Annotated in this window: 12 protein-coding genes; 10 read left to right on the forward strand and 2 right to left on the reverse strand. The window is 54.1% G+C overall.

Annotation, left to right across the window (positions count from 1 at the left end):
• The first annotated feature begins 8 nt into the window (after window positions 1-8).
• The 7 genes from BLU05_RS18280 (at window position 9) to BLU05_RS18310 (ending at window position 7910) form a co-directional block, all read left to right on the forward strand.
• A complete protein-coding gene (locus tag BLU05_RS18280) occupies window positions 9-989 on the forward strand; it encodes an ABC transporter permease (protein WP_091883206.1) in 981 nt (326 codons plus the stop codon).
• Window positions 989-1912 carry an ABC transporter permease gene (locus BLU05_RS18285; RefSeq protein ID WP_091883028.1) on the forward strand — a complete coding sequence of 308 codons (924 nt, stop codon included), beginning with the start codon at window positions 989-991 and terminating at the stop codon, window positions 1910-1912. The genes BLU05_RS18280 and BLU05_RS18285 overlap by 1 nt, the downstream gene beginning before the upstream one ends.
• Window positions 1909-3741 carry an ABC transporter ATP-binding protein gene (locus BLU05_RS18290; protein ID WP_091883031.1) on the forward strand — a complete coding sequence of 611 codons (1833 nt, stop codon included), beginning with the start codon at window positions 1909-1911 and terminating at the stop codon, window positions 3739-3741. Before BLU05_RS18285 ends, BLU05_RS18290 begins: the two co-directional genes overlap by 4 nt.
• 191 nt (window positions 3742-3932) lie before the next feature.
• Entirely contained in the window at window positions 3933-4694 is a 762-nt protein-coding gene (locus BLU05_RS18295) for a DeoR/GlpR family DNA-binding transcription regulator (protein WP_091883208.1), read from the forward strand.
• On the forward strand, window positions 4687-5967 hold the full coding sequence (locus BLU05_RS18300; protein WP_091883034.1) for a Zn-dependent hydrolase: 1281 nt from the start codon (window positions 4687-4689) through the stop codon (window positions 5965-5967). The genes BLU05_RS18295 and BLU05_RS18300 overlap by 8 nt, the downstream gene beginning before the upstream one ends.
• A gap of 9 nt (window positions 5968-5976) precedes the next feature.
• The gene (locus tag BLU05_RS18305; protein ID WP_091883037.1) at window positions 5977-6942 is read left to right on the forward strand and encodes a phosphotransferase family protein; all 966 of its coding nucleotides are present in this window, start codon (window positions 5977-5979) and stop codon (window positions 6940-6942) included.
• Between the two features lie 26 nt (window positions 6943-6968).
• Complete coding sequence (locus BLU05_RS18310; RefSeq protein ID WP_091883040.1) at window positions 6969-7910, forward strand: choline/ethanolamine kinase family protein; 942 nt, start codon at window positions 6969-6971, stop codon at window positions 7908-7910.
• Between the two features lie 85 nt (window positions 7911-7995).
• Here the strand turns inward: BLU05_RS18310 and BLU05_RS18315 are convergent, their stop codons facing one another.
• Complete coding sequence (locus BLU05_RS18315; protein ID WP_091883043.1) at window positions 7996-8250, reverse strand: hypothetical protein; 255 nt, start codon at window positions 8248-8250, stop codon at window positions 7996-7998.
• A gap of 167 nt (window positions 8251-8417) precedes the next feature.
• On the opposite strand from BLU05_RS18315, the gene BLU05_RS18320 reads away from it, so the two are divergent.
• From BLU05_RS18320 to BLU05_RS18330, 3 genes are all read left to right on the forward strand, one after another.
• Window positions 8418-9050, forward strand: a complete 633-nt coding sequence (locus tag BLU05_RS18320) for a TetR/AcrR family transcriptional regulator (RefSeq protein WP_091883046.1) — start codon at window positions 8418-8420, stop codon at window positions 9048-9050.
• Between the two features lie 293 nt (window positions 9051-9343).
• Entirely contained in the window at window positions 9344-10306 is a 963-nt protein-coding gene (locus BLU05_RS18325) for a helix-turn-helix domain-containing protein (RefSeq protein WP_091883049.1), read from the forward strand.
• A gap of 562 nt (window positions 10307-10868) precedes the next feature.
• The gene (locus BLU05_RS18330) at window positions 10869-11969 is read left to right on the forward strand and encodes a porin (protein WP_091883053.1); all 1101 of its coding nucleotides are present in this window, start codon (window positions 10869-10871) and stop codon (window positions 11967-11969) included.
• A gap of 44 nt (window positions 11970-12013) precedes the next feature.
• Here BLU05_RS18330 and BLU05_RS18335 read toward each other — a convergent pair whose 3' ends face one another.
• Entirely contained in the window at window positions 12014-13069 is a 1056-nt protein-coding gene (locus BLU05_RS18335; RefSeq protein WP_091883056.1) for a CaiB/BaiF CoA transferase family protein, read from the reverse strand.
• Between the last annotated feature and the right edge of the window lie 22 nt (window positions 13070-13091).

Genomic DNA, 13091 nt, shown 5'->3' on the forward strand with positions numbered 1-13091 from the left:
CCGCCTTCATGTTTGTTCTGAGTTTTCTGGTCAGACGGTTGTTGCAGGGAGCACTGATTGTGTTCATTGTTTCGCTGTTGATTTTTACCCTGCTGCGTGTCGTTCCTGGCGATCCTGTCCGGTTGATGGCTGGTGGCATGGCACCGGAAGCTCTGATCGAACAGATTGCCAAGGATATGGGCCTTCGCGACCCGATTATCGTGCAGTTCGGCCGCTATATGAGCGGGGTGGTTCAGGGTGATCTCGGGCAGTCATTTGTACGGCCTGCCAATGGCGCTTCGACAGGTGGCGCAAACTTTAATGACTCAACGCGCGGCGAGCGGGCCAAAGTTCTCGACCTCATTCTCGAAACCTTGCCGATGACGCTGCAATTGGCAGGTCTTGCAATCGTGATTGCGCTGGCTTTCTCTTTTCTCGTGGGCATACCCGGTGGCCTTGCACCAGGGCGATGGCCGGATAGGCTGGCCTTTTACATATCGTCCATATTCGTTTCCCTGCCGAATTTTTGGCTCGGGATCATTCTCGCACTGCTGCTTTCGGTCAAACTTGGCTGGCTTCCGGCGATCGGCTATCAGGGATTTGCCTATACGATCCTCCCCGCGATTGTTCTTGCCGTTGAACTATCACCCGTTTTGATCCGCACGCTGACCGCATCCATGGCGGGGATCATGATGGAACCTTTCGTGGCTGTTGGCAAAGTGCGCGGCCTCAGTCGGCGACGCATTGTCTTCGGTCATGCGCTGCGCAATGCCTCCGTCCCTCTACTTAATCTTCTGGGTATCCAGTTCAGCGGACTGCTCGGCGGAGTGCTGATTGTCGAATTCATCTTCGATTATCCGGGGCTTGGGCTGCTGACTATCAATGCCGTTCTTCAGCGTGATTTCCCGCTCATTCAGGGCATTGCGATTGTCACCAGTGCCATCTTTGTCTTCATCAATATTGCCGTCGACCTGGTGGCGACGATGATCGATCCGAGGCTCGAATACTGATGAGTGTGCTTGAAGCCATCCCTGCCAAGAGTGTCGAGCCTGAATCAATCAGGGGGGCGTCAATTTCGCGGCGTATCTGGCGTCTCGCCATGTCCTCGAACGAGTTTCGCTTTGGCCTCGCCATCTGCCTCATCCTGCTTATTGCCGCAATATTCTACCCTGAGTGGAGCGGCATCGACCCCACCAAGATGAATGTGAAAGATCGCCTGATTCCGCCGCTGTTCCTGCAACAGGGCTGGACATGGGCGCATCCATTGGGCACGGACCAGATCGGCCGGGATATGCTGGTGCGCTCGCTCGTCGGACTGCGCTATTCATTTCTCATTGGCGTGAGTACCGTCGCGCTTATGCTCTGCGTCGGCTGTTCCCTCGGCATGATTGCCGGTTATTTCGGCGGCAAGATCGATACGGTGATCATGCGCATCACCGATGCCCAGCTGTCGATTCCGATGATCATCCTTGCCATTGCGGTGCTTGGCGTCTCACGCCCGACCATACCGGCAATCATCCTTGTCCTCGGGCTTTCAAGCTGGCCGACCTATGCGCGTGTGACCCGCAGTGTGGTCATGACCGAGCGTAAGCGCGAATATGTCAGGGCGGCACAGGTCATGGGCGCTTCGAACTTCCGCATCATGGTGCGTCTGCTGGCACCGCTCATTCTGCCACCCATTATATTCGTGTCAGTCCTTGATGTAGCCCGCATGATGATTTTCGAATCCATCCTCGGCTTCATCGGGCTCGGCGTGCAGCCGCCAACCCCGACCTTCGGCAATATCATCGCGGACGGGCGCAAATATCTTCTCAACGCGTGGTGGATTGCCACCATGCCGGGTGTGTTCCTGTGCGTGACATTAACAAGCATCAATCTGATGGGTGCCGTGCTTGAGCGGGCGAGAAACCGCATCCATGGAGGTGCGTCATGACACAGACCTCGCCGGTTCTCTCCGTTCGCGATCTTTCAATTGACCTGCGCACCGGATCAGGCAAACGCCGGGTGTTGAGTGATATCAGTTTTGATCTTGCCCCGCGCGAGATTGTCGGCCTGATCGGCGCCAGTGGTTCCGGCAAGACCATTCTGTCCAAGGCTTTGGTCAACTGGATCGAACCACCGCTGGAGATTGCAGCAGGACGGGTGGAATATAAGTCCAACAATATTCTCACCGTTGCATCCGGGCCCATGCGCAAGCTACGACGGGAAATCGCCTATGTCGGCGGCGATCCCATGGGCGCGCTCGACCCTACCCTGCCTGTCGGGTATCAAATCGTCGAAAAGCTCCAAGCTGTTGCACCTGAGATTGGTACTGCGGAAGCAAGGAAACGTGTGGTCGACCTGCTCGATGCGGTACGGATACCCTCAGCCAAGAACCGCTTCCACGAATACCCCTCGCAGTTCAGCGGCGGTATGATGCAGCGGGCGCTGATTGTTGACGCTCTTGTCAGCAATCCGGCCTTTCTGGTGGCTGACAATATTACCCAACCGCTGGATGTGACAGTTGCAGCGCAGGTGCTGCGGCTTCTGCGCGAACTGACAGAGCGCTTCGATACGGCGGTCTTTTTCGTTTCCTCATCGCTTCCCGTTGTCAGCGACGTCGCTTCCCGCATTCTTGTTCTGGAAGAAGGCAGGATTGTCGAACAGCAGGAAACAACTGCTTTGGTGCAACATCCCAAGCATCCCTATACATCGGAACTGATGGCGCAAATTCCCAAGCTCTGGGCGGAGGGGGCAGCCAATGTCCCCGCTTCGACAGGCAAGGAGGTCGTGATCAGCGTGCGGGATGTCAGCCGGTCCTATAGCGTGCGCAAGCGCGGCACTTTCGCGTCGCATAATACGGTACGTGCCGTGCGCAACGTCACCTTTGATGTGTTTGCCGGTGAGAATTTCGGGGTCGTCGGCGAGTCCGGCTGTGGCAAATCTTCGATGATGCGGCTTCTAAGCAGACTGGAACTTCCCGATAGCGGTCAGGTTCTCTGCAATGGTGACGATATTTCCCGCCTTTCCGGAAAAGACCTTCTGAAATTCAGACGGAATTTTCAGCTTGTCCTGCAGGACCCGTTCAGTTCCCTTCCTCCGCGAACTGCTATCGGCGCCATTCTGGAGGAGCCCCTGCGCACGCATGGGGTGCCTGACAGGAAAGAGCTGCGACAACGGGCTCTGACAGTTATGGATGAAGTCGGTCTTCCCTCGTCGCTCTACGAGGAACTGCCCATCGGCCTTAGCGCCGGACAGCGCCAGCGCATCAATGTGGCACGGGCCATGGTGCTTCAGCCCAAAGTGCTGATCATGGATGAAACGCTGTCATCCCTCGACCAGACCGAGCAATTCAAACTCCTGAAGCTGTTCGAAAAGCTGCAGGCACAATACGGCCTGACCTATGTTTTCATCTCGCATGACCTTGCCATGGTACGCCGCGTTTGCAACCGGGTGGCAGTCATGTATCTCGGTGAAATTGTCGAAATTGCCCATAATCAGCGATTGTTCTTTGATCCCGGCCATCCCTATACCCGCACCTTGATGAGTGCGGTTCCAACGCTAGAAGAACGGCGGTATCATCAGGCGGATTATCTTCTGGAAGGCGAGCCGCCGAGCCCCATCGATCTGCCAGTTGGATGCAGCTTTGCCGGGCGATGCCCGAACGTCATGGATCGGTGCCTGACGCAAAGCCCTGTTCTGACAGACCGGGGATCGAAGGACATGGCAGCCTGCTTCCTTCTTGATGAGCCCATAAACCGGGATATGAGGGTCGTTGCATGAGGACCCAGAAGATCGGCATTCTTGATCTTGAGCAGATAAACCGGTGGGGCGTGCGGTCAAAATGGCGACGCGGCCCCTATCCGGATAGCCGCAGTTCTGTACGGATTTATCATCCCGCCCGACATTCGGCGGCAACATTAGCCAGTAAGTTCAGCCACGATTTACTTTGGCACGGCATTGGAGATGGCAACATGGCTCTTCCTGAAATGAGAGTGCAGGTTATTCTTGCAGAACTGGCCAAGCATGGACGTGTTTCGGTCAAGGATATTTCCCGAAGACTTGATGTCAGTCGCGAGACCATCCGCCGCGATCTGAAGGTGCTTGAACGGGAGGGACATATGCGCTGCGTCTATGGCGGCGGCGTGAAGCAGGCTATCGGACTGGATCAACCCGCCGCAGAACGCATGCGCATCAATGCACGGGAAAAGGGGCGGCTTGCCGTTCATGCAGCAAAACTGGTGAAGAGTGGCAGCAAGATATTCGTTGATTCCGGCACAACCACGCTGGCGTTTGCGCGGCACCTGATCAACATCGAAGGGCTAAACATTTTCACCAACTCGCTTGATATCGCCCAGCTCTTCGACGCGGGTTATTCGGGCAGCGTCACCGTGGTGGGCGGCACACTCAATCCGAGCTATCGCGCGCTGTTTGGGCCCTCCACCCTCGAAGCCATCAAGGGACACCTGTTCGATACCGCCTTCGTTAGTATTGCAGCGGTCGACTATGCCTACGGCTTTATGGATTACGGCGAAGACGAAGCCGCGGTGCGCCGCGAACTGCGCACCCGCTCACGCCATTACGTGATGCTGGCTGACAGCAACAAGTTTGGTCGAACGGGAAACATACGGACACTCGAACTCAAGGATATAGATACGCTCGTGACAGATGCGCAACCGCGGGCGGATTTTGCCGAAAAACTGAAAGAAGCGCAGGTTGAGGTTATTTATGCATGAAATCGGCAGGGTCGCCGTTCCCGTACCGGCAATTGATGAGGTCGAACTCCATCGCTTGATGGATGAAGTGTCACTCATTGGTGGCGGCGAAGGTGGATCAATGAATCGTCTGACCTTGTCGAAAGAAGACGGGCAGGCGCGCGATTGGTTTGCAGCCTGGGTACGAGACCGGGGCCTGCGGCTTGAGGTCGATGGTATCGGCAATATGTTCGGAATTCTCGATTGGGCTGGACCTGATGCACCTATGGTTATGACCGGTTCTCACCTCGACAGCCAGCCAAATGGCGGTCGGTTCGATGGTGCGCTTGGTGTCATCGCTGCCTGCACTGCGGTCGATACAATCAAACAGGCCGTCGAGAAAGACGGTCTTACGCCCAAGGTCAATCTGACAGTGGTCAACTGGACCAACGAGGAAGGCGCGCGCTTTCAGCCCAGTCTCCTCGGAAGCTCTGTTTACACCGGTGCTTTGACACTGGATTTTGCCCTTGATCGCCGGGATGGTGACAATATTTCGGTGCGCGAGGCCCTGACTGATATCGGCTATGCCGGTGAGGCTGCGCCTGCCCTGCCTGATGCCTATATAGAATTGCACATTGAAGGCTCGGATAAGCTCGAAAAGGCGGATTTGAAATTCGCGGCGTTCACACGGTATTGGGGCGCAACCAAGTATCGGCTGGCCTTTCTCGGCAAGCAGGCTCACACCGGTCCGACACCCATGGCAGAACGCAAGGATGCCTTGCTTGCTGCCGCTTATCTTATCGCCGAACTTAAGACCATGGCCGACAAGGGTGGACTTGATCTCCACACGTCGGTCGGGCGGCTCGAAGTGTTCCCGAACTCTCCCAATGTCGTGCCTGCGGAAGCCGTTTTGTTCGTCGAACTGCGCTCCGGCTCTCCCGATATTCTCCAAAGCGCCGAAGACGAGTTCAAAAGCAAGATCGAAGCGTGCGCACAACGTGCAGGAGTCGGCTACGAGGTAAGGTTCGTCGATTATCGCAAAGCGGGCCGGATGGATGAAGGTCTTGTCAATCTGGCAACCAAGACAGCCAAAAGCCTCGGCCATTCGACCCTCTATCTCGATACAATCGGCGGTCATGATGGCGTGGCTCTGGCCGATAAATGTCCAGCCATCGTCATTGCAGTTCCCAGCGTGGATGGTGTGATTCATCATCCGACCGAATTCACCACGCCGGAAGACCGGGCGATTGGCACTCATATCCTCACGGCTATGCTCTGGGATTTCTGCATGCATGGCAATGTTCTGAAAAGCTGAAGGCACAACATGAAAAAGCCCGGCGAAGCATCCAGCCCCGAAGAACAGGCACTTGAACGGGCGATCCTCGCCATCCCCGAATGGCAGGGCCAACCGGTCACCTACGAACGACTGGTCCCGCCAGTCGTTTCGCCGGTGCATCGGGCTGTTGACGGCGATTGTTGGATCGTTTCTGCCGGAGCAGATCAGCGAAAAGTCTTCGTCAAAATCCTGCATACGGATTTCCTGCCCTATAGTTCCGGTACCGTCGCCCACAAGGCGGCTGAAAATGCCGCCAGACTTGGCCTAACGCCAGAGCCAAGACATTTTCTGCCTGAACATAATGCCTATATCTCCGATCTGCTGGATTCGTCCTGGCGTACAGGCCGGATGGACGATTTCGGAAATGCTCTGATCACTGCCAATGTAGTCAGGGCCAAGAAGATGTTTCACGCCACGCCACGCCTCGGAAAACCTTGGTCTGTCTTCGACGGGATCAAAAGGTTTGGGGCTGATCTGGCAGCGGCATCCACCGTGCCGGAAGGCGATATCTGGTGGATGCTGGAGAATGTCGCGACGATTAAAGCCGCGCTTGATGCAGCAGGGATTGATGTAAAGCCCGCCCACGCGGATGGGCTTTCTTCCAACATCATGATCAATGGATCAAATGAAGTGCAGCTCGTCGATTTCGATCAGGCTTGTGACACGGACCCCTATTATGACCTCGGTGTTTTTCTCAATGAGGCATTCCAGTTCGACGACGGCAAGCAACTGGCTCTGGAAATATTTGATGGTCACTGTCACGAGACGTCCATGCACCGCTGCAAACTCTATGGCATTGCTGACGATCTGATGTGGGGACTGTGGGGAATCTTACTCGACGCAACTTCGCCACGGACCGGACTTGAATATCTCAAATATGCACAATGGCGATTATTGCGGTGTCGGATGGCCATTCTCGACCCGCACTTCGAGATCATGCTGCGCAAACTTTGACCGATAATCCGACTTGGAGAACTGGCATGCAGGGTAAATTACTGGGTCAGGCGGTAACAGACTCCGAACGGGCGCTCGAAGCAGTCCTATTGGAAATCTCCGAGTGGCCAAGCGAACATATCTCCTATGCGCCTGTGCTCGGCGGCATCAGCAATACCAATTGGCAGATCAGGATCAACGGCCATAAGATTCCCTATTTCCTGAAAATGCCGGGTCAAGGCACGGAGATGTTTATTGACCGGCAAGCCGCACTTGAGGCCAGCAGGCGAGCCGAGGAAATCGGAATCGGACCCAAAGGCTATCCTTACCTTGCCCATAAAGGCATCGAAATTACGGATTTCATCGAGGACCGTCGTTCCTGCACCAACAAGGATTTTCGCGATGTTGAAATTCGCAATGCCGCCATTGGCGCTTACAGGCAGTTTCATAATGCCGGTCAGTTGGGGCTGACCAAAACCGTTTTTGATATGATCGAGGAACATATCGATCAGGCCCGCACCCTGAATGGGTTTTTTCCGCAAGATTTCGACTGGCTGTACGCGCAATATCGCATGGCGCGATCGGCGCTTGAAGCATCGGGCATTGATCTTGTCGCCTGCTTCAATGATCCCATGCCGGGCAATTTCATGGTCGACGAGGCCAAGACGATCATGCTCATCGATTACGAATACGCGTCGAATAATGACCGATGCTACGATCTTGGTATCTGGTGCGGCGAGATGTTTTTCTCCAATACCATAGAGAATGAAGTGATCGAGGAGTATTTCGGTCATTTTGATCCGCAAATGTATGCCCGGCTCTACGTCCACAAAGCGCTTGCCGATATCAAATGGTCCACATGGGCCATGGTCCAAAGGGAAGTGTCCGCGCTTGACTTTGATTTCCATAAATATGGCGCGTGGAAACATATGCGCGCGCGCAGCTATATGCGCGATCCCCGTTGGAAAGATTATCTGAAAATTGTCTGACGGCGAGGCTGGCCAAAAGAAAACCGGCGGCCCTCATGGAGGCCGCCGGTCTTTTCAAAACAGCAATCGAATAGTTGATCGAACCCTAGACTGCACTTCCGCAACAAGCCGATGCCATGCGGTTGCCTATGGCAGCCAGACTTTTGGTCACTGCAGGTCCATCGACTGTAAAAGGTCGTTGCCAATTGGTTGAAGCGGTGGCTTCAAAATTTTTGCGTGCCACAGACTTCATAAGGAGTTCGAGCTCGCTGCGGGTCACATGATCAGCGCTCATGACAGCGTTGATCAGGGGATCTGACAGGGCTTCAGCAAGGGTAAGATCGGCATATGTCTGTGGCATGATGCACTCCTTCTCAGCGGCGTCGTTGCCGCGTTTTCAAATAGAAACGTCAATCCGTACTTTTCTGTGGCGGCGGCCCGGATACCAATTTCAAATAAAATTGACACACGAACCAAATGCGTGTTACCGGTAAGTAACAAGCCAATAGTTACTGGACGGTAACATCCATGTCAAGCGCACCAACGCAAGAAATATCAAAGCCTCACGAGACTGTTATATCGGTGGAATCCGAAGGCAGCCGAATGCCGCCACGGGCGCGTATTATGGCGAGCGCCATTGATTTGTTTCGCCAACAGGGCATCAAGGGTGTTGGTGTTGACGCGATTGCAGAGGCTGCTGATTCCAACAAGATGACGCTTTATCGCCATTTCGGATCAAAGGACGATCTGATCTGCGAATGCCTCAAACAGGTGTCCGAACGCCGGGAACAAATTTGGCGCGACCTGGAAACAACCTTCCCTGACAATCCACTTGCCCAGATACGCGGCTGGATTGAAGAAGCTGCGGAATGCATATTCAATGACCGGCGCGGTTGCGATCTCGCAAATGCCGCTGTCGAATTGAAAGAAGCCAATCACCCGGCTTTCAAGGTGATCGTAGATGCCAAAAAAGCGCATATGGACCGCCTGACCGATCTTTGCCGGCAGGCTGGAGTGAAACAGGCCGAGCAATTGGCCGATGCACTGATGCTGCTCGTCGAGGGTGCGCGGGTATGCAGCCAAAGCGCTGGCGCAGAAGGCCCTCAACAACAATTGAAACGCGCCTGCGACGCAATGATAGCCGCCTACGCCTCGGATTAATTTACACCCATATCATTGGTTCCCGATCCAATTGCTTATCTCGAAAGAGAATAAAGCCTACTGGATTAAACCCAATAACCAGCAGCACGACATTCATCGTGGTGATCAACAATCAACGGCTACCTACTTACTATCACGAAAAGCCCTTCCCGGATTCACGCACTTGTTATCGGTGTCTTCAGCCAAAACATGTAGATTGCGCAATCAGGAGAGGGCTCCCCGACACCCCGCCAAATGAGCTGCCCGCAAAGGGTGTATTTGTCCTGGTAAAACCCAGACGGAGAGTCAATCGCATGGGAATCGCATTTATGAACGACGGCGTGCCGGAAACTCTTCCCTGCATCAGTCATGAAACGCGTTCAAAGTGGCTGCTGCAAAGAGTGGCTATCCTGAGACGAAATCCCAACTTCGGGGCCGCTGCCACTGACTACGCAAACGGTGCCGTCAGGATTTTCGAAGGTCGATATATGGCCAACAAAGTCATGGCCAATGTTGCTCGCCAAGTGATCTGTATGTCTATTCTGGCGTTGCATTTTACACGCAGCAATGGAAATCACGGCGCAACAATATCCGGCATCCAGAACATAACGTCGGGTTTGAAGCTATGCAGCAAAAACACCACTGCCGCTACGATCGACCTTTTGGAAAACATTGGACTTGTTACCCGTGTGCTGGACGAAAGTGATCACAGAAATCACCTGATCCAACCAACCAACAAGATGATATTCGGCATCAGAAGAATTACCGGCATAGCCCTCAGCGCAGCGGACAAACTATTCCCCTCACGGCATTACAAACAGCTGATTGAAGGGTCGGATGATTTTGTGGAACGCTATTTCGCGTCCAGCCTGCACTCGCTGCTGAATATCAGCACAATGATCTCCAAGCTGCACAGTTCGAAACTGTTCGCGATCAGCGACGGGGGCGGCATCCTGCTTTGCAAACTTATGTCAATGAAGGGACAGCCATCAACAGTTACTGAAAATACTGTCTGCTTTCCCTATGATGATATCGGTCATCTCTACGGCGTTTCCCGCACACACATTCGCCGTTTAATGAAGCGAGCGGAAGCAGAAGGCCTCGTGCGCTTGCTGGAAGATGGAGGCCGACGGATAGATATATTGCCTCCACTCGATGATGTTTTTGAGAATATGGTTGCCGCGCATATCGCTCGCGCTCAGTTCGATATTCATCTTGCCAACAAAGATTACGATCTATTGCCCATAGATCGTACGCCTGACTATTACGCCGTCTGAAAAGCAAGAATTCCACGTTAACAAGCCCAAATAAAATGGCCCTGCCTTTAAAAGCAGGGCCTTTTGAGCATTGACTGGAGATCAACTGAACTCAATTGCCTTCTTGTTGAAGCGCAGTCCTTCTACGTCAACGAGAATATGCATTGTCACGTTGCATCCGATTTTCAAGGCAGTCAAAGGACATAACTGGTCGCATTTTGCTACCATTTTGATAGCCATTTTTCCGCTGGCAAACTGTTTCGCAAAGATATTTACCCGAAAAACCGATCCATTCGACAAATCCTCATCGGCGAGCCTCCCCTTGGTTTGCGTCTTGCCAAGCTTGATTTTTGCGCGAAAACAGTAAGTCGGCTGGGCACTTTACCCTCCTCACTGCTTCATCCCTTGGTTGTAAGTCCCCGCGCTTTAAGACCTACAGATTGTAGCAAAACGGCAACAGGAGCATTGGTAGCATGATACCACCAGTTATGTCCTTTGACGAAAAGGGTGCCAAAGTAAGACATAAGTGAGGCACTGCGTCTTTGGCTTGCCTCTAACAATTTATCCTTAACTGGAGATCGACATGAATATCAAAAGTCTTCTTCTCGGCACCGCCGCTGCACTTGTTGTGGTGTCGGGCGCGCGCGCTGCAGATGCAGTCGTCGTGGCCGAACCGGAGGCCGTCGAATATGTGCGCGTCTGCGACGCGTACGGCGCTGGCTTCTTCTACATTCCCGGTACAGAAACATGCCTGAAAATCGGCGGCTATATGCGTTATGATGCCGGCGGTGGTGACGACCCCTATTTGGGCGGTCACATGGGCGGCAAAAATGATACCTGGTACAAGCGTGCCCGTGCTGAAGTCCGTTTCGATGCACGTACGGAAACCGAACTCGGCACACTCCGCTCCTATATCCAGACACGTTTCCAGTACACGGATGGCAATCAGGACGGCGCGTCCATTCCACAGGCATTCATTGAGCTGGGCGGTTTCCGCATCGGTGTTGCTGATGAAATCTTCGGCTCATGGGTTGGTTATGCTGGTAACATCATCAACGACGACGTGATCCAGTACAACAGCTTTGCCAGCAACCAGGTGAGCTATACGTACACTGCCGGAAACGGCTTCTCTGCTATCATCGCCGCTGAACAGGGTGAAGCTGAGAATTTGAATGGTCAGAGTTACGATTACCGTATTGATGACTACATGCCCCATGCCCTTATCGGTGCCAAGTATGAACAGGGTTGGGGATCAATCTCCGGTATCGCTGGTTATGACTCGGCCGTCGAAGAATGGGGCTTCAAGGCTCGTCTGGACGTGAAGTTTACTGACACAGTGTCCGCCTGGGTCATGGGTGCCTATCAGACCAATTACAACGAAGACTCCTTCAATACCAACGTCAACCGCAACTGGTTCGGTACGTGGGAAGGTGACTACGCTGTCTGGGGCGGTTTGGCAGCCAAGGTTTCCGACAAGGCAACTGTCAACGCTCAGGTTGCCTACGAAGAACAGGGCACGATTGCTGCTGCTTTGAACGTGGCCTACGAACTTGTTCCCGGCTTCACGATCACACCGGAAATCAACTACACCAAGTTTGACGGTGCGCGTAAGGACTACTCAGAAGCCCATGGCGGCAACGACGATGCCTTTGGCGGCATTATCCGCTTCCAGCGCAATTTCTAACCATCACGGCATGAAATCCGGGGTCGAAAGGCCCCGGATTTTTATCATCTGGTAGGATTGAGAGCCGAGAACCGGGGTGCAGGCGCGGTCTTGATCAAGCCCGAGGGCGTCTCTTTGTAGATGCCGCGCGCCTTATTGTGTACATGGTTTACCGCTTCAGCAATGCTCAGAACCGGTGTAAAGCAGGCATCGCTTCCTTCCAGAATTTCACACCAGTGATCGCGTGGATGACTGGCAAATAGTTCAGCGAAACGCGCCTTCAGAGCAGGCCATTGTTTGCGATCATATTGCGAAGCTGGATCGACATCTGTAAGTCCGAGTTTGGCGAGCAATATCGCATAAAACTGCGTTTCAAGTGCCCCAACAGTAATGAAACGCCCGTCGGCACAGATATAGCTGTCGTAAAATGGCGAGTCATGGAATGGGCTTGGCTCAGCCCCATCAATCTGCCCGCTCGCACGCGCGAGTTGCACGATTGTTCCAAGCATCGCCACCACATCGACAATTGCCGCATCCACCACTCTTCCCTGACCTGATATTCTCGCATCCAGCACAGCGCTGACGATACCGAAACACAAACCAAGAGAACCGGTCGCATCACCCATCACGGTTGGCGCCGCTATGGGCGCTTCTCCTGAACGCGCAGAGAGAGAAAGCAGCCCCGTCAAAGCGAGATAATTCAGATCATGGCCAGCACTCTGCGCCAGGGGGCCTGTCTGACCCCAACCGGTCATGCGGCCGTAAACCAGCCGCGGATTGCGGGCAGCACATTCGGCCGGTCCAAGGCCAAGGCGTTCCATGACGCCGGGCCTGTTGGCTTCGACCAATGCATCGGCACCGGCCACCAGCTCGAGCGCCTGCTCGACACCGGCAGCTGTTTTAAGGTCGAGAGCGACAATCCGTTTGTTTTGGCGAAGGGGATTGTTCCCCGCATCGCCACCGAATTCCTGCATGATTTTTAGCGGTGTCGGACGCGTGATCACTGTCACCTGCGCCCCAAGATTGGCAAGCATGAGCCCGGCAAGTGGTCCGGGGCCAATTCCCTCAAACTCGATAACCCGAAGTGTGTGAAGGGGATTTTCCGGTGCCTGTTCGCTCATGACATTCCTGTTGTCTGATGGG

The sequence above is a fragment of the Phyllobacterium sp. OV277 genome, assembly GCF_900104355.1.
Lineage (GTDB): Bacteria > Pseudomonadota > Alphaproteobacteria > Rhizobiales > Rhizobiaceae > Phyllobacterium.

What these genes read in the sequence shown, in the direction of transcription:
- BLU05_RS18280 (WP_091883206.1), top strand. Translation starts at nt 9, where the DNA reads ATGTTTGTTCTGAGTTTTCTGGTCAGACGGTTGTTGCAGGGAGCACTG.
- BLU05_RS18285 (WP_091883028.1), top strand. Translation starts at nt 989, where the DNA reads ATGAGTGTGCTTGAAGCCATCCCTGCCAAGAGTGTCGAGCCTGAATCA.
- BLU05_RS18290 (WP_091883031.1), top strand. Translation starts at nt 1,909, where the DNA reads ATGACACAGACCTCGCCGGTTCTCTCCGTTCGCGATCTTTCAATTGAC.
- BLU05_RS18295 (WP_091883208.1), top strand. Translation starts at nt 3,933, where the DNA reads ATGGCTCTTCCTGAAATGAGAGTGCAGGTTATTCTTGCAGAACTGGCC.
- BLU05_RS18300 (WP_091883034.1), top strand. Translation starts at nt 4,687, where the DNA reads ATGCATGAAATCGGCAGGGTCGCCGTTCCCGTACCGGCAATTGATGAG.
- BLU05_RS18305 (WP_091883037.1), top strand. Translation starts at nt 5,977, where the DNA reads ATGAAAAAGCCCGGCGAAGCATCCAGCCCCGAAGAACAGGCACTTGAA.
- BLU05_RS18310 (WP_091883040.1), top strand. Translation starts at nt 6,969, where the DNA reads ATGCAGGGTAAATTACTGGGTCAGGCGGTAACAGACTCCGAACGGGCG.
- BLU05_RS18315 (WP_091883043.1), bottom strand. Translation starts at nt 8,250, where the DNA reads ATGCCACAGACATATGCCGATCTTACCCTTGCTGAAGCCCTGTCAGAT.
- BLU05_RS18320 (WP_091883046.1), top strand. Translation starts at nt 8,418, where the DNA reads ATGTCAAGCGCACCAACGCAAGAAATATCAAAGCCTCACGAGACTGTT.
- BLU05_RS18325 (WP_091883049.1), top strand. Translation starts at nt 9,344, where the DNA reads ATGGGAATCGCATTTATGAACGACGGCGTGCCGGAAACTCTTCCCTGC.
- BLU05_RS18330 (WP_091883053.1), top strand. Translation starts at nt 10,869, where the DNA reads ATGAATATCAAAAGTCTTCTTCTCGGCACCGCCGCTGCACTTGTTGTG.
- BLU05_RS18335 (WP_091883056.1), bottom strand. Translation starts at nt 13,069, where the DNA reads ATGAGCGAACAGGCACCGGAAAATCCCCTTCACACACTTCGGGTTATC.